Consider the following 19229-nt stretch of genomic DNA (forward strand, 5'->3'; position numbering starts at 1 on the left):
TCCGGGGAGGAGCGGCCGGCTCACGAGCCCTTGATGAGACCCATGGCCTCGGCGCGCGTGGCGGTCTCGCGCAGCTGTCCGCGCACCGCGCTGGTGATGGTCTTCGCGCCGCCCTTGCGGATGCCCCGCATCGTCATGCAGAGGTGCTCGGCCTCGATCACCACGATCACGCCACGCGGCGACAGCACCTCGGTGAGGGCGTCGGCGATCTGCGTCGTGAGCCGCTCCTGCACCTGCGGCCGGCGGGCGAAGACGTCGACGAGCCGGGCCAGCTTCGACAGACCCGTCACGTTGCCCTCGGCCGCCGGGATGTAGCCGATGTGCGCGACACCGAAGAACGGCACGAGGTGGTGCTCGCACAGGCTCCACATCTCGATGTCCTTGACCAGCACGAGCTCGTCGTGACCGACGTCGAACGTCGCGGTCAGGACCTCCGTGGGGTCCTGGTCGAGGCCCGCCACGAGCTCGCCGTACGACCGGGCGACCCGAGCCGGCGTCTCGCGCAGGCCGTCGCGCTCCGGGTCCTCACCGATCGCGATCAGCAGCTCGCGGATCGCCGCCTCGGCGCGGGCGTGGTCGATCGCCACGCCTCAGACCGATCCGTCCACATCAGGGCCGATGTCGACGCCGTCCTCGGACACGGCCGGCTGGGCCGGGGCGATGACGACCGGCGGCTCCTGCGAGGGCTGTCGCGTGTCGGACCCGGTCCACGGGGGGCGCACCTCGCGGCGGCGCAGCGGCTCGAAGATGCGCGCCACCTGCGCCTTGTCGAGGGTCTCCTTCTCCATCAGCTCGACGACCAGCGAGTCCAGGACGTCGCGGTTGTCGGCGAGGATGTCGAAGGCCTCCTGGTGGGCGTTGCTGATCAGCAGCGTCACCTCGTCGTCGACCAGCGCGGCGACCCGCTCGGAGTAGTCGCGCGTGTGGCCCATGCCGGTGCCGGCGCCCAGGAACGGCTGGCTGTTGTCGCTGCCGAGCTTGATGGCTCCGACCCGCTCGCTCATGCCGTACTGCGTGACCATCGCGCGGGCCAGGCCCGTGGCCTTCTCGATGTCGTTGCCGGCGCCCGTGGTGGGGTTGTGGAAGACGAGCTCCTCCGCGGCGCGGCCGCCCATCATGTACGCGAGCTTGTCCTGCAGCTCGGCGCGGGTCTGGCTGTACTTGTCCTCGTCGGGCAGCACCATCGTGTAGCCAAGCGCGCGGCCGCGGGGCAGGATCGTGATCTTGTGCACCGGGTCGCTCTGCGGCAGGGCGGCGGCCACGAGTGCGTGGCCGCCCTCGTGGTACGCCGTGACGAGCCGCTCGTGCTCGTTCATCAGGCGGGTGCGCTTCTGCGGTCCGGCCATGACGCGGTCGATCGCCTCGTCGAGGGTCTCGTTCGTGATGACCTTCTCGTCGTTGCGGGCCGTGAGCAGGGCCGCCTCGTTGAGGACGTTCGCCAGGTCGGCGCCACTGAAGCCGGGGGTGCGCTTCGCGACGCTGCCGAGGTCGACGTCGGGGCCGATCGGCTTGCCACGCGCGTGCACCTTGAGGATCGTCTCGCGGCCCTTCAGGTCAGGCGCCTCGACGCCGATCTGACGGTCGAAGCGTCCCGGGCGCAGGAGGGCCGGGTCGAGCACGTCGGGACGGTTGGTCGCGGCGATGAGGATGACGCCGCCGCGGACGTCGAAGCCGTCCATCTCCACCAGGAGCTGGTTGAGCGTCTGCTCGCGCTCGTCGTGCCCGCCGCCCATGCCGGTGCCGCGGTGACGACCGACGGCGTCGATCTCGTCGATGAAGACGATCGCCGGGGCGTTCGACTTGGCCTGCTCGAACAGGTCGCGGACACGGCTCGCGCCGACACCGACGAACATCTCGACGAAGTCCGAGCCGGAGATCGAGTAGAACGGCACGCCGGCCTCACCCGCGACGGCTCGCGCCAGCAGCGTCTTGCCGGTGCCGGGAGGTCCGTAGAGCAGCACGCCCTTGGGGATCTTCGCGCCGACGGCCTGGAACTTGGCGGGCTCGGAGAGGAACTCCTTGATCTCGCCGAGCTCCTCGATCGCCTCGTCGCAGCCGGCGACGTCGGCGAACGTGGTCTGCGGGGTGTCCTTCGTGATGAGCTTGGCGCGCGACTTGCTGAACTTCATGACGCCGCCACCGCCGCCCTGCATGCGGCCCATGAACCAGAACAGGATCAGGACGATCAGCATGATCGGCAGCAGCGTGAACAGCAGCGAGACGAACGGGCTGGTCTGCGGGTTCTCGACGTCGAAGCTCGGGAGCTTCTTGTCGTCGACCGCGGTCTCGGCGGTCTCGACGAGGCGGGCGCCCTGGTCGCCGAGCCAGGTCGCGCGGACCTTCTCGTCGTCCTTCTTGAGGGTCGCCTCGATGCGCTGCTCGCCCTCGATGAAGGTGAGCTCCTTGATCTTGTCGGTCTCCAGGTAGGTGACCATCGTCGAGGTCTTGACCTCGCGATAGCCGTCGGAGGACGACGAGAACTGCAGGATGCCGATCACGACGAGGGCGATGACGATGATCCAGAGCCACGGGCCCTTCAGGATCTGCTTCACGTTCATGGGGCGTCAGCCCACCCTCTCCTCAGCGATCGACGGTAGGTGAACCGTACACGTGGGGCGGTCACGCATGACCAACGTCCGGGCACTTCGTCGGGTTCCTGCTGTGCGGCGTCTCGGCCCGGAACCTCAGGCCCTCAGCGGTACACGTGCTCGGCGAGGGTGCCGATGCAGCGCAGGTTGCGGTAGCGCTCGGCGTAGTCGAGGCCGTAGCCCACGACGAAGGCGTTCGGGATGTCGAAGCCGATGTACTTGACGTCGACCTCCATCTGGACGGCGTCGGGCTTGCGGAGCAGGGTCGCGATCTCGACCGAGGCGGGCTTGCGCGACCTCAGGTTGGCGACGAGCCACGACAGGGTGAGGCCCGTGTCGATGATGTCCTCGACGATCAGGACGTCGCGGCCGCTGATGTCGGCGTCGAGGTCCTTGAGGATGCGGACGACGCCGGAGCTCTTCGTGCCCGAGCCGTAGGAGGACACGGCCATCCAGTCCATCTCGACGTGGCGGTCGAGCGCGCGGGCGAGGTCGGCCATGACCATGACCGCACCCTTGAGCACGCCGACGAGGAGCACGTCACGGCCCTCGTAGTCGATCTGGATCTGCTGCGCCATCTCCTTCAGGCGAGCCTGGATCTGCTCCTCGGTGTAGAGGGTCTGGGTCGGATCGAGGTCGTCCTCGATGTGCTCACGGTCCACGGGATCAGCGTGCCACAGCGTCAGGTGAGGGGCAGGGTCGGGACGAAGCGGAGCCGATCGGCCTCGCGGGTGCAGGTGACGCCGCCGGGCAGCTCGATGCGGCGGCCACCGCGCGGCGTCGTCACGAGCGAGTCGAGTCGGCCGACGTGCTCGGCGGTGGTCTCGCCGGGCGTCGCGCCGGCCGCGACCGCGAGGCGGTGCAGCACCCGCGTGCGGACTGCGGCGTGCTGGGCCGCGAGCTCGGCGATCGTGGGGTCGGGGTGCGCGTCGACCCACGCGGAGGTCAGCGCCTCCAGCAGCTCGAGGTCACGGCCGAGGTGGGTCGCGGTGCGGGCGAGGGCCTCGGCGACGCCTCCGTCGAGCACGTCCTCGAGCACGGGCATCACCTCGTGGCGCACGCGCACACGGCGGAAGCGCGGATCGGTGTTGTGCGGGTCGTGCCACGGGTCGAGGCCGAGGGTTGTGCAGATCGCCTCGGTCTCGGTCCTGCGCAGGCCGAGGAACGGGCGGCGGACGAGGCCGGAGCGAGGAGCCATGCCGGCGAGCGAACGAGCGCCCGAGCCGCGGCCGAGCCCGAGCAGGACCGTCTCGGCCTGGTCGTCGAGGGTGTGGGCCAGGCAGATCGCGACGGCACCGGTCTCGCTCGCGCGCAGTTGGAGGGCCTGCAGGCGCGCGGTGCGGGCGGCGGCCTCCGGTCCGCCGTCGGCGCCCACGGTCACGCGGACCACCTCGGCGCCCAGCCCGAGGGCGCGGCACTGCTCGGCGGCTCGCTCGGCGACGGCGTCGGACCCGGGCTGCAGCGCGTGGTCGACCGCCACGGCGCGGACGTCCCAGCCGGCTCGAGGGCCGACGAAGGCGAGCGACGCGGCCAGCGCGAGCGAGTCGGCCCCGCCGGAGACGCCGACCAGCACGACACCGCCGGCGTCGACGTCGGCCAGCGCGTCACGCACGGCGGCACGCCCCGCGGCCACCTCCGCCGCCAACCGCCCTACGCCCGAGCCCGCACTCATCCCCCCACCCTCCCAGAATCACCGCTCGCGAGTGAGCTTGTTAGGGGCGACGAGAGACTTTGTTGGTGGACAGGAGAGCCGTCGTCCACAGGGCCACCTCGTATCCACGAACAACGTCGCTCGTGACCACGAACAAGTTCACTCGCGAGGGGTAACAAGGTCTCTCGCGAGGGGTACGTCAGGGGGAGACGCGGGCGAGCCAGAGGGTGGGGTCGAGGACCTCGGCGTGGCTCGGGAGGGTCTCGGCGGACGTCCAGACGTCGTTGAAGCCCTCCATGCCCACCGCGTCGACGACGGCCCGCACGAACGCGGCGCCCTCCTGGTACTGCCGGAGCTTGCCCTCCATGCCGAGGACCTTGCGCAGGATGCGGTCGAGCGGACCGGCCGACTCGCGGCGCTGCGAGAACCGGCGCCGGATCGTGGCGACGGTGGGCACGACCTCGGGGCCCACGCCGTCCATCACGACGTCGGCGTGACCCTCGAGCAGCGACATGACCCCGGTGGCACGCGCCACGAGGGCGCGCTGCTCGTCGCTCTGGAACAGCTCCTGGAACGACAGCTCGACCTCGCCACGCAGCGCCTTGCCGAGCTGCTCGGCGATGCGGCTCACCGCATCGGCGTCGGTCTGGTCGAGGAACTCCTGCACGATGCTGCGCAGGTGGTCGCGCAGCCACGGGTTCGCGGTGAACTGCACGCGGTGGGTCTCCTCGTGCAGGCAGACCCACAGACGGAAGTCCGACGGCACCACGCCGAGCTTGCGCTCGATCTGCACGATGTTCGGCGCGACCAGCAGGAGACGACCGGGCTCGCCGCCCGGGCCGGTCCAGAACGGGTCGAACTGTCCGAGCACCCGGCTCGACACGAGGGCGAGCACGGCTCCGAGCTCGGCGCCCGACACGGCGCCGCCGACCCGACGGGTCATCGCGTTGGTGCGTGCGTCGAGCTTCTCGAGCGTGGGACCGAGGAGCTCGGAGAACGAGCCGAGGTTGGCCTCGATCCACCGGGGCCGGTCGACGACGAGCACGGGCGTCGCGTCGGTCGGCGCCGAGAGACCGGTGAACTCGCGGACCGGCAGCTGGGCACGGGCCGCGGCGACCCGCAGCTCCTCGACGACCTCGGCGGCCTCCGCCGGGGACACGTCGGGCCCGGGGCGGCTGAGTCGGGCACCCGTGGCGCGGGCGAGCCGCCAGTCGATCATGACCTCAACCTACGGACACCGGCCCAACCGCGCTCGACCAATCCCGGGATCCTACGGAGCAGCACAGCTGCAGCCGGCCAGCGACGCCACGACGGCGTCGACCGCAGCGCGCGAGTCGAGCGGACGGGTGAGGTCGGCCTGGTCGACCATGACCGCCACGGTCAGCACGACGCCGTCGGCCGTGGTGACCGTGCCGGCGAGCGAGTGGACCTGGTTGAGCGCCCCGGTCTTGACCCGGGCCAGGCCACGGCCGGCCACCCCGACGAACCGCTCGACCAACGTGCCGGTGAACCCGGCGACCGGGAGGTCGCCCGTGAGCTGAGGGGCGGCCTCGCGGGAGGCGGCCACGACCGAGGTGAGCGTCGACGGCGCGATGCGGTTGCGGCGCGACAGCCCGCTGCCGTCGGAGAGCTCGAGCCCGGTGGTCTCGACGCCGGCTGCGGCGAGGGCGGTGCGGATGGACTCGGTGGCGCCGGTGAAGCTCGGCTCGGCGCCGGCGGCGATCGCGACGTGACGGGCCAGGACCTCGGCGGCACCGTTGTCGCTCGTGAGCACCATGCGCTCGACGGCCTGGGCGACGGTGGGTCCCTCGACGTCGGCGACCTCGGTGGCGCTCGTCGGCGCCTGACCCGGCTCGACGGCCGTGACCGTGACTCCTCGCTCGGTGAGCTGCGCGGCGAAGATCGACGCCGCGGTGCCCGACGGGTCCTCGACACGCCGCTTGTCGACGCGCCCGCGGTCGGTCCAGAGAGCCGTGATGGGGCTGACCTGGTTCTGCGACGCGTAGCTCGGCTCCCAGGTCGGGTTGTCCGCCGGACCCGTGAACATCGTGTCGTCGAAGGCGAGCTGCACCTGCGTGAGGCCCCGCTCGACGAGGTCGGCGGCCGTGCGGTCGGCCAGCGTGGCGAGGTCGGCCGGTGCCGCGAACCCGCGGTCGGCCGGGGTGGCCATGAGGTACGGGTCGCCGCCGCCCACGAGCACCAGCCGGGACCCGTCGAGCCGCACGCTGGTGCGGAAGTGCTGAGCCGGGTCGAGCGTCGTGAGCGCGGCGTAGGCCGTAAGGACCTTCGTGGTGGACGCGGGGATGAACGCGTCGGGCGAGGTGGCGAGCACCTCGGTGCCGTCGAGCTCGCGCACCGACACGCCCACGTGGGGCCCGAGCAGCGGCTGTCCGAGCGTGGCCTCGACCGCGGCGGACACGGCGCCCTGGTCGGCCTCGGCGGGCGGCGGCGACGAGAGGGCCTGGCCCGCCGGGTCGGCCACGTCGAGCTGCTCGGGCGCGGTGACGTAGCGGTCGCCGCAGTCGCCCCCGCAGAGGAACTCGTTCAACGATCCACGCTGGTGGAGCACCGTGACGCCGGCGATCGCCGCGGCCAGGACGGCGAGTGCCGTGAGCCATGCGAGGGCGCGCAGGACGGGGTGGCCGGTGCGCTCCTGCACCCGGTTGCCTCGACGTGACGTCACATGGGCCAGACTATAGAGACGGTCGGACGCCCCCTTCCGCTGGACAGGGGCGGGCGATCACCGACGACCGAGCACCTGCCGTGAGCGAATCCGGCCGGCCACCACCTGGAGGACAAGTGATCTTCGACGTCACCGTGGAGATTCCCAAGGGCGAGCGCAACAAGTACGAGCTCGACCACAAGACCCACCGCATCCGCCTGGATCGCACCCTCTTCACCTCGATGACGTACCCGGCCGACTACGGGTTCATCGACGACTCCCTCGGCAACGACGGCGACCCGCTGGACGCCCTCGTGGTCCTGCCGTTCCCGACGTTCCCCGGCTGCGTCATCGAGTGCCGCGCGATCGGCATGTTCAAGATGACCGACGACGCCGGTGGCGACGACAAGGTGCTGTGCGTCCCGTCGCACGACCCGCGCCAGGCCCACCTGCAGGACATCACCGACGTGTCGGAGTTCGACCGCGGCGAGATCCAGCACTTCTTCGAGACCTACAAGGACCTCGAGCCGGGCAAGTTCGTCGAGAAGGGCTCGCACTGGGTCGGTCGCGAGGAGGCCGAGGCCGAGATCCAGGCCAGCTTCCAGCGCTTCAAGGACAACGGCGGCTACTGAGCCTTCGGGCGCACCAGCGACCGGATCGCGGCCGCGAAGACGCTGACGTCGATCGTGGCGTCGAGCGAGCGCATCGCGCCCATCCCGATGCCGAGGCTCAGGAGCGACGTGGCGGCCTGGTCGGGCGTGAGCGCGAGCTCGATGCCCTCCTCCTCGGCGATCTGCGTGATGAGCCCGGCGGCCATCGCCCGCATGTCGCGGTGCCGCTTCACGAGCTCGCGCGCGACGAACGGGCTGTGCCGGGCCGCGGCGGCGAACTCGACCTCGAGCGCGGTGTAGCGCGGGGTGCCGACGCTGCGGCGGGCCCACTCGACGAACGCGTCGATGCGGCTGTCCAGGTCGGTGCGGGCGCTGAACGCCTCGACGATGCCCTCGATCTGCTCGGCGTGCAGGCTGTCGAGCACGGCGAGGCACAGCTCCTCCTTGCCGGAGAAGTTGGAGTAGACCGCGCCCTTGGAGAACCCGGCGGTCAGGGCCACCTTGTCGAGCGGCGTCGCGGCGTAGCCCTCGGTCAGGAAGAGCTCGCACGCGACCTCGACCAGACGCTCGCGGGTCTGCGCCTGGCGCTCGGCTCGGGTGATCCGGGTCCCGTCGACGGTCACGTCGTTCTCCTCACATCGATGCCGCACCATCTTGGCGCACGACTCAGATACCGATAGTATCCGAAATGTGATCAGCACCGACACCCTCATCATCGGCAGCGGCTTCTCCGGCATGGGCATGGCCATGAAGCTTCGCGAAGCCGGCCGCACCGACTTCCTCGTGCTCGAGAAGGCCGACGACGTCGGCGGCACGTGGCGCGACAACACGTACCCCGGCGCGGAGTGCGACGTCCAGAGCCACATGTACTCCTTCTCCTACGAGCTCAACCCCGAGTGGTCGCGCGAGTACTCCGGCCAGGCGGAGATCTGGGAGTACATGCGGGGCGTCGCGAAGAAGCACCGCCTGCACGAGGTCATCCACTTCGGCACCGAGATGACCGGCGCCACGTGGGACGAGGACCGCCAGCGCTGGACCGTCACGACCAACGGCGAGACGTACGACACCCGCGTGCTCGTCTCGGGCATCGGTGGCCTGCACATCCCCAACATCCCCACCATCAAGGGCGCCGAGTCGTTCGAGGGCGCCCGCTTCCACTCGGCGCAGTGGGACCACGACGTCGACCTGACGGGCAAGCGCGTCGCGGTCATCGGCACCGGCGCCAGCGCCATCCAGTTCATCCCCCAGATCGCCCCGATCGTCGGCCAGCTCGACGTGCACCAGCGCACCGCGCCGTGGGTCGTCCCGAAGTCGAACCACGACATCACGGGCAAGAAGAAGACCTTCATCTCCAAGGTCCCGGGCGGCACGCGCGCCTACCGCAACCTGCACTACTGGATGAACGAGGCCACCCAGCTCGGCTTCACCGGGCCGCTGCAGAACATCACCTCGGTCGTCGAGAAGAAGGTCTCGGGCTACATCCGCAAGACCGTCAACGACCCCGAGACCGCCGAGAAGCTCATCCCCGACTACCGCCTCGGCTGCAAGCGGGTGCTCAAGACCGACAACTACATCCCGGTCTACAACCAGGAGAACGTCGCCCTGATCGACACGGGCGTCGAGGAGATCACGGCCACCGGCATCCGCACGAAGGACGGCGACTTCCGCGAGGTCGACGTCATCATCTACGGCACGGGCTTCCACGTGACCGACGCGTTCCAGTGGGTGCACGTCACGGGTGAGGGCGGGCGCGACCTGTCGAAGACCTTCGACGAGCACGGCATCGAGACCTACAACGGCATCGCGGTCTCGCACTTCCCGAACTTCTTCCTGCTGCTGGGCCCCAACACGGCGCTCGGCCACAACTCGGTCGTGTTCATGATCGAGCAGCAGACGAAGTGGATCGTCAAGCTGCTCGAGACGATGGACGAGCGGGGTGCCGGCGCCGTGCAGCCCACGCCGCAGGCGCAGACCGCGTTCAACGACGCGGTGCAGGAGAAGGTGTCGAAGGGCGTGTGGAGCCAGGGCGGCTGCACGAGCTGGTACCTCGACAGCCAGGGCAAGAACCGCACGATCTGGCCCGGGTTCACGTTCCGCTACTGGTGGCACCTGCGCACCGTCGACACCGGCGACTTCATCTGGCACACCGCCACCCGCGAGACCTCCCGCGCCGCCTAGCCGCCTACCGCTCGCGAGAGACTTTGTTGGTGGTCACGAGAGACTTTGTTCTCTCCTGTCCACCAACAAGGTCTCTCGCGAGGGGTAACAAAGTCTCTCGCGAGCGGTAGTTAGTGGGGGCCGACGTCGGTGATGCGGACGACGGCCTCGCCGGCCTCGTCGGAGGCGTCCAGGTCGACCTCGGCGGTGATGCCCCAGTCGCGGTCGCCGTCGGGGTCGTGGAACGTCTGTCGCACGGTCCACCCGCGCGTGCCCGGCTCCATCGACGCCGGCGTGGCCTCGTCGACCTGGAAGAACTGCGGCCCGCGGGCCTCCGGGCCCGTGCCCAGCTCGTCGTACTCCTCGCGGTAGGCCAGCATCGCCTCGCGCCAGGCCTCCGCGTCCCAGCCGTCGTCGGCGTCGAGCTCGGCCAGCGCGGTCCAGCGGCCGAACGCCGCCAGCTCGACGCGGCGGAACAGCGCGTTGCGCACGAGCACCCGGAACGCCCGGGCGTTGCCCGTGACCGGCCGGGGCGGAGCACTGCCGTCGGCCTTCGGGCGGACCACCGCAGGGTCGTCGCCCGGGTTGATGAGCTCCTCCCACTCGTCGAGCAGGCTGGAGTCGGTCTGCCGCACGAGCTCGCCGAGCCACTCGGTGAGGTCCTCGAGCTCGGTGTTGCGCGCCTTCTCGGGCACCGTGCGACCCAGCGTCTTGTAGACGTCCGACAGGTACCGCAGCACCAGGCCCTCCGAGCGGGCGAGCTGGTAGTCGCCGATCAGCTCGGAGAACGTCATGGCGCGCTCCCACATCTCGCGCACGACCGACTTGGGCCGCAGCTCGTGGTCGGCGACCCACGGGTGCCCGATCCGGTACGCCTCGTAGCCGGCCGTCAGCAGCTCCTCGAGCGGCTTGGGGTGCTCGACGTCCTCGAGCAGCTCCATGCGCTCGTCGTACTCGATGCCGTCCATCCTCATCTCGTTGATCGCCTCGCCGCGGGCCCGGTGGCGCTGGGCGTTGATGATCGGACGCGGGTCGTCGAGCGTGGCCTCGATGACCGAGACGACGTCGAGCGCGTACTCCGGCGACTCCCGGTCGAGCAGCTCCAGCGCCGCGACGGCGAAGGGCGAGAGCGGCTGGTTGAGCGCAAAGTTGGCCTGCAGGTCGATCGTGAGCCGCAGCGTGCGACCCTCGGCGTCGGGCGGGTCGATCGCCTCGACGACGCCGCCGGCGAGCAGGGCCTCGATGATCGCGTCGACCTCGGCGAGCATGCGGTCCTGCGAGTCCTCGGTCTCGCCACTCTCGCGCAGCAGCCGCTCGAGCGAGGCGCGCGCGTCACCCGGGCGGCTGACGACGTCGAGCACCATCGCGTGGCTGACCCGCATGCGTGACACGAGCGGCTCGGGCGTGCCGCCGACGAGCTTGTCGAACGTCCCCTCGCCCCAGGAGACGAACCCCTCGGGGGCCTTCTTGCGCTGCACGCGCTTGAGCTTCTTGGGGTCGTCCCCGGCCTTGCGGACGAGGCGCGCATTCTCGATCTCGTGCTCGGGCGCCTCGACGACGACGTGCCCGATCGTGTCGTACCCCGCTCGCCCGGCACGGCCCGCGATCTGCTGGAACTCGCGCACCTGCAGCTGTCGCTGGCGGGTGCCGTCGTACTTGCTGAGCCCGCTGAACAGGACCGTGCGGATCGGCACGTTGATGCCGACGCCGAGCGTGTCGGTGCCGCACACGACCTTCAGCAGGCCCTGCTGCGTCAGCGTCTCGACCAGTCGGCGGTAGCGCGGCAGCATGCCGGCGTGGTGCACGCCGACCCCCATCCGCACGAGGCGTGACAGCGTCTTGCCGAACGCCGAGGAGAAGCGGAAGTCGCCCAGGGCCTCGGCGATCTGGTCGCGCTCCTCACGGGTCGCGACCTTGATGCTCGTGAGCGCCTGGGCCCGCTCGAGCGCGGAGGCCTGCGTGAAGTGGACGACGTAGACCGGGGTCTGGCCGGTCTCGACGAGCTGCTCGAGCGTCTCCTGCACCGGCGTCGTCACGTACTCGCTGACGAGCGGCACGGGTCGTTCGGTCGAGGTGACGACCGCGGTGTCGCGACCCGTGCGTCGGGTGAGGTCGTCCTCGAGACGGGTCGTGTCGCCGAGGGTGGCGGACATCAGCAGGAACTGCGCCCGCGGCAGCTCGATCAGCGGGACCTGCCACGCCCAGCCGCGGTCGGGGTCGGCATAGAAGTGGAACTCGTCCATGACGACCAGACCGATGTCGGCGGCCGCGCCCTCGCGCAACGCGATGTTGGCGAGGATCTCGGCGGTCGCGGCGATGATCGGGGCGTCGGCGTTGACCGCCGCGTCGCCCGTGACCATGCCGACGTTCTCGGCACCGAAGATCTCGCACAGGTCGAAGAACTTCTCGCTGACGAGCGCCTTGATCGGCGCGGTGTAGACGCTGCACTCACCGCGCGCCAGCGCCGCCGCCATCGCGCCGGTCGCGACGAGGCTCTTGCCCGAGCCCGTCGGCGTGGCGAGCACGACGTTCGAGCCCGCGACGCACTCGAGGATCGCCTCGTCCTGAGCCGGGTAGAGCGTGAGGCCACGGGACTCGGTCCACTCGGCGATGGCCTCGTAGACGGCGTCCTCGTCGGTCGTCGTCCCGTCCGGCAGCAGGTCGACGAGTCTTCTCATGGGTCCATCCTCCCGGACCGACCACCGGGACCCCCGTCGGCCCGTCGCGGGCGCTCGCTAGGGTCGACGCATGCGTGCGGTGCAGATCACAACCCTGGACGGTCCCGAAGCAGTCGGCGTGACGGAGGTCGACGCCCCCGACTCCGCCGGCAAGGTGCTCATCGAGGTGAAGGCCGCCGGCGTGGCGTTCCCCGACGTGCTCCAGACGCGGGGGCAGTACCAGCTCAAGCCCGACCTCCCGTTCGTGCCCGGGTCGGAGGTCGCCGGCATCGTCGTCGAGGCGCCCGAGGACTCCGAGTTCGCGCCGGGCGACCGCGTCGCGGCCCTCAGCTTCATCGGCGCCTTCGCCGAGCAGGTCGCGGTCGACGAGCAGTTCGTGCTCCCGCTGCCGGAGAACGTGTCCTTCGAGAAGGGCGCGTCGGTCATCTTCAACTACGGCACCGCCTACTTCGCCCTGATCGAGCGCGGTCACCTGCAGCCGGGCGAGTCGGTCCTGGTGCACGGGGCGGCGGGCGGCGTCGGCACGGCGGCGATCCAGGTCGCGAAGGCCTTCGGGGCCGGGCGCGTGGTCGCGGTCGTCTCGACCGACGCGAAGGGTGAGGTCGCCGTGGCCGCGGGCGCCGACGAGTACGTGCTGGCCGACGGCTTCCGCGAGAACGTGGGCGAGAAGGTCGACGTCGTGGTCGACCCCGTCGGCGGTGACCGCTTCACCGACTCGCTGCGCAGCCTGCGCGAGGACGGTCGTCTGCTGGTCATCGGCTTCACCGCCGGCTCGATCCCGGAGGTCAAGGTCAACCGCCTGCTCCTCAACAACACGACCGTCGTCGGTGTCGGCTGGGGCGCCTACGCGCTGAGCCGCCAGGGACACATCCGCATGGAGTGGGACGCGCTGCTGCCGCACCTGGCCTCCGGCGCGCTCGATCCCGTGATCTCGTCGACCCGCCCCCTGGAGGAGGTCGTCGACGCGCTGCTGGAGATCGACCAGCGACGAGCCACCGGCAAGGTCCTGCTCGTCCCCTGACGGCCTGACCCTGATCGATCCACCACCGTGCCGAATCCCACCGAGGTCCACGACCCCCGCTCCGGCGCCTGGGTCGCGGTGCTGCCGTCCGCCACGACGACGGCGGTCCTGCAGGAGGGCTTCGACACCCTCGAGGGGACCTTGCTGGCGGCCTCGAGCACCCTGGGGCTGCGACCCGACGAGCTGCGGGAGCTAGCCGGCCTCGACGACCCGTCGCCGCGCTCGTTCGTCGACCTCGTGACGGTCGCGCCGCACCCGCTCATGACGATCCTCGACGCCGGCCGTTTCCGGGTCGAGCGCACGCGGGTGCCGAACGGCAGCTGCCTGTGGCGTGTCGACGCCGACGGCGAGCGACGGGTGCTGACCTACTACGACGGACCCGCCTACGGCTGGCGCAACGGCCGCGGGTACCTGGCTCCCACGGAAGCCCTCGGTCCGTGGGGCACGCTCGGCGGACGTGAGTACGCAGCCGCCTTCCCGGCCGGCGAGACCGAGCGCGTGGGGCTGGTGGCCGTGGGCGACGAGCCGCCGGACGGCTTCACCTGGACCCGCCCCGGCGTCTCCCAGCGGTACGTCGCGGTGTCGGACCTGGAGTCGCTCGTCGCGCGGTGAGGGGCGACGGTTGGGCGTGGCTGGGGACAAGCAGGCATGGAGCACCCAGTGGGGTGGCGGCTCGGGTCGATCTGCGGCTCCCCCGCGAGATGTGTGCGCTCCCGGGGGTGGCGGGCTACCCGCGGAGCTGGGCGGCGAGGGGGCAGTCGAAGGGGTCGCGGGCGCGCAGGCCCACGTTGTTGAGGTAGTCGACCACGATCGCGTAGGAGTGGAACAGGCCCACCTCCATGTAGTCGATGCCCTCGCGCTCGCAGTGGGCACGCACCAACGGCTGGGCCTTCTTGAGGTTGCAGCGCGGCATGTTCGGGAACAGGTGGTGCTCGATCTGGTAGTTCAGGCCACCCATCGCCCAGTCCGTGACGGGGTTGCCCTTCACGTTGCGCGACACCATCACCTGGCGACGCAGGAAGTCGAGCTTCATCTCGGGCGGGATGATCGGCATGCCCTTGTGGGCCGGGGCGAACGAGGCGCCGAGGCAGAAGCCGAACACCGCCATCTGCAGCGCGAAGAACGCCAGGGCCTTGCCCAGCGGCAGGAACGCGAGCAGCACCACGACGTAGATCGAGAGCCGGCCGACGACCAGCGCGAGCTCGGTGCGGCGCCACGGCTGCTTGGAGGTCTTGTCGCGGGCAGCGCGGATGCTCTCGGCGTGGAGGTTGAGACCCTCGAGCGTGAGCAGCGGGAAGAACAGCCAGCCCTGACGCTTCACGAACCACCCGGCGAACCCGGTCGTGCGCTGGTTGACGATGCCGGGCGTGAAGGCGATGGCACCGGGACCGATGTCGGGGTCGTAGCCCTCGAGGTTCGGTCCGCGGTGGTGCATGTTGTGCTTGGCCCGCCACCAGGCGAAGCTCAGCCCCGCGAAGGCACCGGCGAGGATGCGCGCGGTCCACGCGTTGCGTGCCGGGGACGAGAAGATCTGGCGGTGCGCGGCGTCGTGGCCGAGGAACCCGAACTGCGTGACGATCACGCCGAGCAGAGCCGCGAGGATCAGCTGGAACCACGAGTTGCCGAGCAGGAAGAACCCCACCCAGATGCCGGCGAAGGCGGCGACGTGCACGCCGATCTGCCAGACGTAGTAGCCGCGCCGCCGCTCCAGGAGCCCGGCACGCTTCACCTCCTGCATCAGGTCGGTGAAATGGCTGACGTACCCGCCGTCCGGCCTGCTGGCCGGCCGCGGGTCATTGATCGTGTCGGTGGTCGTAGAGCTCATCGCGGTCCGCCTCGGGACTGGATTGTGTCCGACACCGTGCCCGGTAGTCCTCCGCGCGGCCTGCGTACCCCTTCAGGCTACGCGCTCCGGGAGGCACCCGCTGATCGTCAGGCGGGATCCCGCGCCACGAAGGTCTCCGCGTTGCGCGGCATCCCCTTCACCGCCGAGTCGGACGGGTCCTTGCCGAACGACTCCAGCTGCTCGTCGAGCTCGCCCGTGAGCTCGATGTCGCGCCACCGCATCACGACGCCGGCGGCCGCGTCGACCGAGGCGCGGTCCATGAGCTGCACGTGCAGGTGCGGCATCGAGCTGTTGCCGGTGTTGCCGACCGACCCCAGCACGTCCCCGACCTCCAGCCGGTCGCCCTCGCCGACGCGCGCCGAGCCCTTCTTGAGGTGGGCGTACGCCGCGAACGTCCCGTCGCCGTGGTCGACGACGACGTGGTTGCCGAGCACCCTCCCCGTGCCGGCGGCCTCCCGCCACAGCGCCTCGAAGGTGAACATGTAGGCGAAGCCCTGCCAGGTGTTGCGGGCCCGGTGGTCGCGCTGGCCGTCGCGCACCCGCACGACCGTGCCGCCCGCCATGGCATGGATCGGCTCGCCGAAGCACGGGTACGCCTCGGGGCGGCTCGAGCGCAGGGCCCACCGCACGATCTCCGGCGTGGTCGGCCCCGAGGTTCCGCACACGTCGATCGCGCCGTACTGGCCCCGCGTGCGCGTGCCGTGGCTCGGCAGCTGCTGGCCGGGTCCGTTCACCGAGACCCAGCGGCCACGGACGGGCGGGGCCAGCTCGACCGGCTCCTGCACGTCGAGGTCGTGGCGTGGCGCGACGCCCACGAGGAGCGACAGCACGACGAACGGCACGCCGTAGACCACCAGCGCGCCGAGCGCCCCGCCCGGCAGCCCGAGCCCCGACAGGCCCGGGAGCACCGCGGTCAGCACGTCGGCCACCAACAGCGCCGCGAGCAGGAGCATCAACGCGTCCCACAGCGGGCGCAGGCCCGCGATCATCCGTCTCACGTCAGTCCCCCAGGTGTCGGTCAGGGCTCGATCAGGGCTCGGTCGGGGCGAGCGTGACCGCCGGCCCCTCCTCGGTCAGACGACCCCGGAGCCAGGCCCGATGCACGATCAAGCCGGCCACCAGCGACCCCATGGTGCCGAGGAAGAGGTCGCCCAGCGTGTCCTCGTAGAGCCGGTTCGGCAGCGCGTCCCAGCGGTGCAGGAATGCGAAGTACTCCGCGATCTCCCACGCCAGCGCGGCGGTGACGCCGAAGGCGAGCGACCGCTCGAGCACCGCGGCGCGCGTGGCCTTGCGCGGCATCGTCAGCAGCAGCACCGCGACGACGAGCAGGCCCGTGTTGAAGAAGTGCATCCAGTCGTCGAACCACCAGATGCGGTCGTACAGGTCGAGCCGGTTGCCGAGGATGTCGGAGAAGCACGGGATCGTGATGCAGAGGTCCGCGAGCCACGGGAACGACATGCGCTCGCGCCAGTACAGCGCCCACAGCAGCGGCAGCGTGAAGGCCAGCGCCGGATAGCCGACGGCCCGCCACCAGGCGCCCTTGTCCTGCATGTTGCCCATGTCCGGAGCGATGAGTGCCCCGACCAGCAGGACGAGCAGGATCGCCTTCGCGGCGATGTCGAGCTGTCGGACGGTGGAGTCGAGGCGGCTCCGGGGCTCCAGGTCGCTGTCCATCCGTCGACCCTACCGATCCCCGTCGTCGCCCAGCCCCGGTCAGTCCAGGATCGGGCCGAGGACCGCGGGCAGGGTCGCCTGCCAGCCGTGCTTGAGGTCGGCGACCGAGACGGTGAACTGGTCCTCGACGACGACGTCGGACCCGCCGGTGCGACCGATCGAGGCCAGCTCGACCCCGTGCTTCTCGGCCAGGGCGACGAACGCGTCGTGGTCGGACTCGGCGACGGTCACGATCGCGCGGGCCGTCGACTCGCTGAACAGGTCGAGGAAGGGGTCGTCGAGCGCGACCGTGACACCCACGCCGTGCCGGAACGTCGACTCCGCGAGCGCGACGGCGAGGCCACCGTCGGACAGGTCGTGGGTGGAGGTCAGGAGGCCCTCCGCGATCGCGTCGCGCACCAGGGCGCCCAGCGCCTGCTCGGCGGGGAGGTCGACGCGCGGAGGCAGGCCACCGAGGTGACCGTGCACGACGTCGGCCCACGTGCCGCCGGAGAGCTCGTCCTCGGTCGAGCCGAGCAGCAGCACGTGCTCGCCCTCGGCAGCGAAGCCGTGGCGCACGCGCTTCGTGACGTCGTCGACGACCCCGAGCACGCCCACGACCGGGGTCGGCAGGATCGCGGTCGCGCCGGTCTGGTTGTAGAACGACACGTTCCCGCCCGTGACCGGGATGCCGAGCTCGGCGCACGCGTCCTTGAGGCCGTGCGTGGCCTGCTCGAACTGCCACATCACGTCGGGGTCCTCCGGCGAGCCGAAGTTGAGGCAGTCGGTCACCGCCAGGGGCAAGGCACCGGCGACGGAGATGTTGCGGAACGACTCGGCCAGCGCGAGCTGCGCCCCCGCGTACGGGTCGAGCTTCGCGAACCGGCCGTTGCAGTCGGTAGACACCGCGACGCCGAGGTTGGTCTCGTCGTCGATGCGCACGACGCCCGCGTCGTCGGGCTGCGACGTGACCGTGTTGCCCTGCACGTAGCGGTCGTACTGGTCGGTGACCCACGACTTGTCGGCGATGTTGGGCGAGGCGACGACGCGCAGCAGCTGCTCGAGCAGCTCCTCGCCCGACGTCGGCCGCGGCAGCTGCTCGGCACCCTTGGACTGCAGCATGTCCTGCCACACGGGTCGGGCGTACGGACGCTCGTAGGTGGGGCCGTCGTGGGCGACCGAGCGCGGCGGGACGTCGACGACGGTGTCGCCGTGCCAGTCGATGACGAGGCGGCCCGTGTCGGTCACCTCGCCGACCACGACGGCCTCGACGTCCCACTTCTCGCAGATCGCCATGAAGCCGTCGAGGTGGTGCGGCTCGACGACCGCCATCATGCGCTCCTGGCTCTCGCTCATGAGGATCTCCTCCGGGCTGAGCGTGGAGTCGCGCAGGGGCACGGTGTCGAGCTCGACGTGCATGCCGCCGTCGCCCGCCGAGGCGAGCTCGCTCGTGGCGCAGGAGAGCCCGGCACCGCCGAGGTCCTGGATGCCGCCCACGACGCCGGCCTTGAACAGCTCGAGCGTGCACTCGATCAGCAGCTTCTCCATGAACGGGTCGCCGACCTGGACGCTGGGCCGCTTCGCCGGGCCGGTCGCGTCGAAGGTCTCCGACGCGAGCACCGAGACGCCGCCGATGCCGTCGCCACCGGTGCGGGCGCCGTAGAGGACGACCTTGTTGCCGACGCCGGTGGCATGGGCGAGGTGCAGGTCCTCGTGGCGCAGCACGCCGACGCACAGGGCGTTGACGAGCGGGTTGCCGAGGTAGGTCTCGTCGAACACGACCTCGCCCCCGATGTTGGGCAGGCCGAGGCAGTTGCCGTAGCCGCCCACGCCCGCGACGATCCCGGGCAGCACACGGGCGGTGTCGGGGGCCGAGAGCGGACCGAAGCGCAGCGGGTCCATCACGGCGACCGGCCGCGCGCCCATTGCGAGGATGTCGCGCACGATGCCGCCGACACCCGTCGCCGCACCCTGGTAGGGCTCGACGTAGCTCGGGTGGTTGTGCGACTCGACCTTGAAGGTCACCGCGTAGCCCTGCCCGATGTCGATGACGCCGGCGTTCTCGCCGATGCCGGCGAGGGTCTTGCCGAGCGGGGTCTCCTGCGGCAGCTCGCCGAACTTCTTCAGGTGGACCTTCGAGGACTTGTACGAGCAGTGCTCGCTCCACATGACCGAGTACATCGCCAGCTCGGCGCCGGTGGGCCGACGGCCGAGGATCTCGACGATCTTCGCGAACTCGTCGGGCTTGAGTCCCAGCTCGGCCCACGGGAGCTCGCGCTCCGGGGTGGCCTCCGCATGAGAGACGGTATCGAGGACGGGCTTCGCGGCAGCGTCGGTCACGCGCTCATCGTATCGGTGCCGC

16 protein-coding genes are annotated in these 19229 nt (G+C 70.8%); 4 read left to right on the forward strand and 12 right to left on the reverse strand.

The features are described 5' to 3' along the window. Positions 1 to 20: 20 nt before the first annotated feature. From folE to dacB, 6 genes are all read right to left on the reverse strand, one after another. Positions 21 to 587, reverse strand: coding sequence for a GTP cyclohydrolase I FolE (gene folE, locus LO931_RS05510; RefSeq protein ID WP_229052279.1), 567 nt, complete (start codon positions 585 to 587; stop codon positions 21 to 23). Between the two features lie 3 nt (positions 588 to 590). Continuing rightward, the gene (gene ftsH, locus LO931_RS05515; RefSeq protein ID WP_229052280.1) at positions 591 to 2558 is read right to left on the reverse strand and encodes an ATP-dependent zinc metalloprotease FtsH; all 1968 of its coding nucleotides are present in this window, start codon (positions 2556 to 2558) and stop codon (positions 591 to 593) included. Positions 2559 to 2692: 134 nt separating this feature from the next. Then, positions 2693 to 3250, reverse strand: coding sequence for a hypoxanthine phosphoribosyltransferase (gene hpt, locus LO931_RS05520; protein WP_229052281.1), 558 nt, complete (start codon positions 3248 to 3250; stop codon positions 2693 to 2695). A gap of 20 nt (positions 3251 to 3270) precedes the next feature. Continuing rightward, positions 3271 to 4260, reverse strand: a complete 990-nt coding sequence (gene tilS, locus LO931_RS05525; RefSeq protein WP_229052282.1) for a tRNA lysidine(34) synthetase TilS — start codon at positions 4258 to 4260, stop codon at positions 3271 to 3273. Positions 4261 to 4438: 178 nt separating this feature from the next. After that, complete coding sequence (locus LO931_RS05530; RefSeq protein ID WP_229052283.1) at positions 4439 to 5458, reverse strand: zinc-dependent metalloprotease; 1020 nt, start codon at positions 5456 to 5458, stop codon at positions 4439 to 4441. A 51-nt stretch (positions 5459 to 5509) separates the two neighbouring features. Next, on the reverse strand, positions 5510 to 6922 hold the full coding sequence (gene dacB, locus LO931_RS05535; protein WP_229052284.1) for a D-alanyl-D-alanine carboxypeptidase/D-alanyl-D-alanine-endopeptidase: 1413 nt from the start codon (positions 6920 to 6922) through the stop codon (positions 5510 to 5512). 116 nt (positions 6923 to 7038) lie between these two features. Between dacB and LO931_RS05540 the strand changes: the two genes are divergently transcribed. Then, entirely contained in the window at positions 7039 to 7533 is a 495-nt protein-coding gene (locus LO931_RS05540) for an inorganic diphosphatase (RefSeq protein ID WP_229052285.1), read from the forward strand. On the opposite strand, the gene LO931_RS05545 is transcribed toward LO931_RS05540, so the two are convergent. Continuing rightward, entirely contained in the window at positions 7527 to 8135 is a 609-nt protein-coding gene (locus LO931_RS05545) for a TetR/AcrR family transcriptional regulator (protein WP_229052286.1), read from the reverse strand. The genes LO931_RS05540 and LO931_RS05545 overlap by 7 nt on opposite strands. A 67-nt stretch (positions 8136 to 8202) precedes the next feature. Between LO931_RS05545 and LO931_RS05550 the strand changes: the two genes are divergently transcribed. Then, complete coding sequence (locus tag LO931_RS05550; protein ID WP_229052287.1) at positions 8203 to 9690, forward strand: NAD(P)/FAD-dependent oxidoreductase; 1488 nt, start codon at positions 8203 to 8205, stop codon at positions 9688 to 9690. Between the two features lie 110 nt (positions 9691 to 9800). Here the strand turns inward: LO931_RS05550 and LO931_RS05555 are convergent, their stop codons facing one another. Next, complete coding sequence (locus tag LO931_RS05555; protein WP_229052288.1) at positions 9801 to 12347, reverse strand: RNA helicase; 2547 nt, start codon at positions 12345 to 12347, stop codon at positions 9801 to 9803. Between the two features lie 70 nt (positions 12348 to 12417). Here LO931_RS05555 and LO931_RS05560 point away from each other — a divergent pair, with 70 nt between their 5' ends. Together LO931_RS05560 and LO931_RS05565 are read left to right on the forward strand one after the other, a co-directional pair. Beyond that, positions 12418 to 13368, forward strand: a complete 951-nt coding sequence (locus LO931_RS05560; protein WP_229052289.1) for an NADPH:quinone oxidoreductase family protein — start codon at positions 12418 to 12420, stop codon at positions 13366 to 13368. Between the two features lie 27 nt (positions 13369 to 13395). Then, complete coding sequence (locus LO931_RS05565) at positions 13396 to 13980, forward strand: hypothetical protein (protein ID WP_229052290.1); 585 nt, start codon at positions 13396 to 13398, stop codon at positions 13978 to 13980. A 115-nt stretch (positions 13981 to 14095) separates the two neighbouring features. On the opposite strand, the gene LO931_RS05570 is transcribed toward LO931_RS05565, so the two are convergent. The 4 genes from LO931_RS05570 to purL form a co-directional block, all read right to left on the reverse strand. Further along, positions 14096 to 15193 (reverse strand): acyl-CoA desaturase, encoded by a 1098-nt coding sequence (locus tag LO931_RS05570; protein WP_229052291.1) that lies wholly within the window; start codon positions 15191 to 15193, stop codon positions 14096 to 14098. A 107-nt stretch (positions 15194 to 15300) separates the two neighbouring features. Further along, entirely contained in the window at positions 15301 to 16203 is a 903-nt protein-coding gene (locus LO931_RS05575) for a M23 family metallopeptidase (RefSeq protein ID WP_229053091.1), read from the reverse strand. Positions 16204 to 16243: 40 nt separating this feature from the next. Then, positions 16244 to 16888 carry a hypothetical protein gene (locus tag LO931_RS05580; RefSeq protein ID WP_229052292.1) on the reverse strand — a complete coding sequence of 215 codons (645 nt, stop codon included), beginning with the start codon at positions 16886 to 16888 and terminating at the stop codon, positions 16244 to 16246. Between the two features lie 39 nt (positions 16889 to 16927). After that, on the reverse strand, positions 16928 to 19207 hold the full coding sequence (purL, locus tag LO931_RS05585; RefSeq protein WP_229052293.1) for a phosphoribosylformylglycinamidine synthase subunit PurL: 2280 nt from the start codon (positions 19205 to 19207) through the stop codon (positions 16928 to 16930). Positions 19208 to 19229: the final 22 nt, after the last annotated feature.

The sequence above is a fragment of the Aeromicrobium sp. Leaf350 genome (assembly GCF_916858655.1).
In the GTDB taxonomy this organism is placed as follows: domain Bacteria; phylum Actinomycetota; class Actinomycetes; order Propionibacteriales; family Nocardioidaceae; genus Aeromicrobium.

Coding starts and splice junctions, on each gene's coding strand:
- LO931_RS05570 (WP_229052291.1), bottom strand. CDS start 15,193: ATGAGCTCTACGACCACCGACACGATCAATGACCCGCGGCCGGCCAGC.
- LO931_RS05530 (WP_229052283.1), bottom strand. CDS start 5,458: ATGATCGACTGGCGGCTCGCCCGCGCCACGGGTGCCCGACTCAGCCGC.
- tilS (WP_229052282.1), bottom strand. CDS start 4,260: ATGAGTGCGGGCTCGGGCGTAGGGCGGTTGGCGGCGGAGGTGGCCGCG.
- LO931_RS05555 (WP_229052288.1), bottom strand. CDS start 12,347: ATGAGAAGACTCGTCGACCTGCTGCCGGACGGGACGACGACCGACGAG.
- LO931_RS05575 (WP_229053091.1), bottom strand. CDS start 16,203: ATGATCGCGGGCCTGCGCCCGCTGTGGGACGCGTTGATGCTCCTGCTC.
- ftsH (WP_229052280.1), bottom strand. CDS start 2,558: ATGAACGTGAAGCAGATCCTGAAGGGCCCGTGGCTCTGGATCATCGTC.
- LO931_RS05580 (WP_229052292.1), bottom strand. CDS start 16,888: ATGGACAGCGACCTGGAGCCCCGGAGCCGCCTCGACTCCACCGTCCGA.
- LO931_RS05560 (WP_229052289.1), top strand. CDS start 12,418: ATGCGTGCGGTGCAGATCACAACCCTGGACGGTCCCGAAGCAGTCGGC.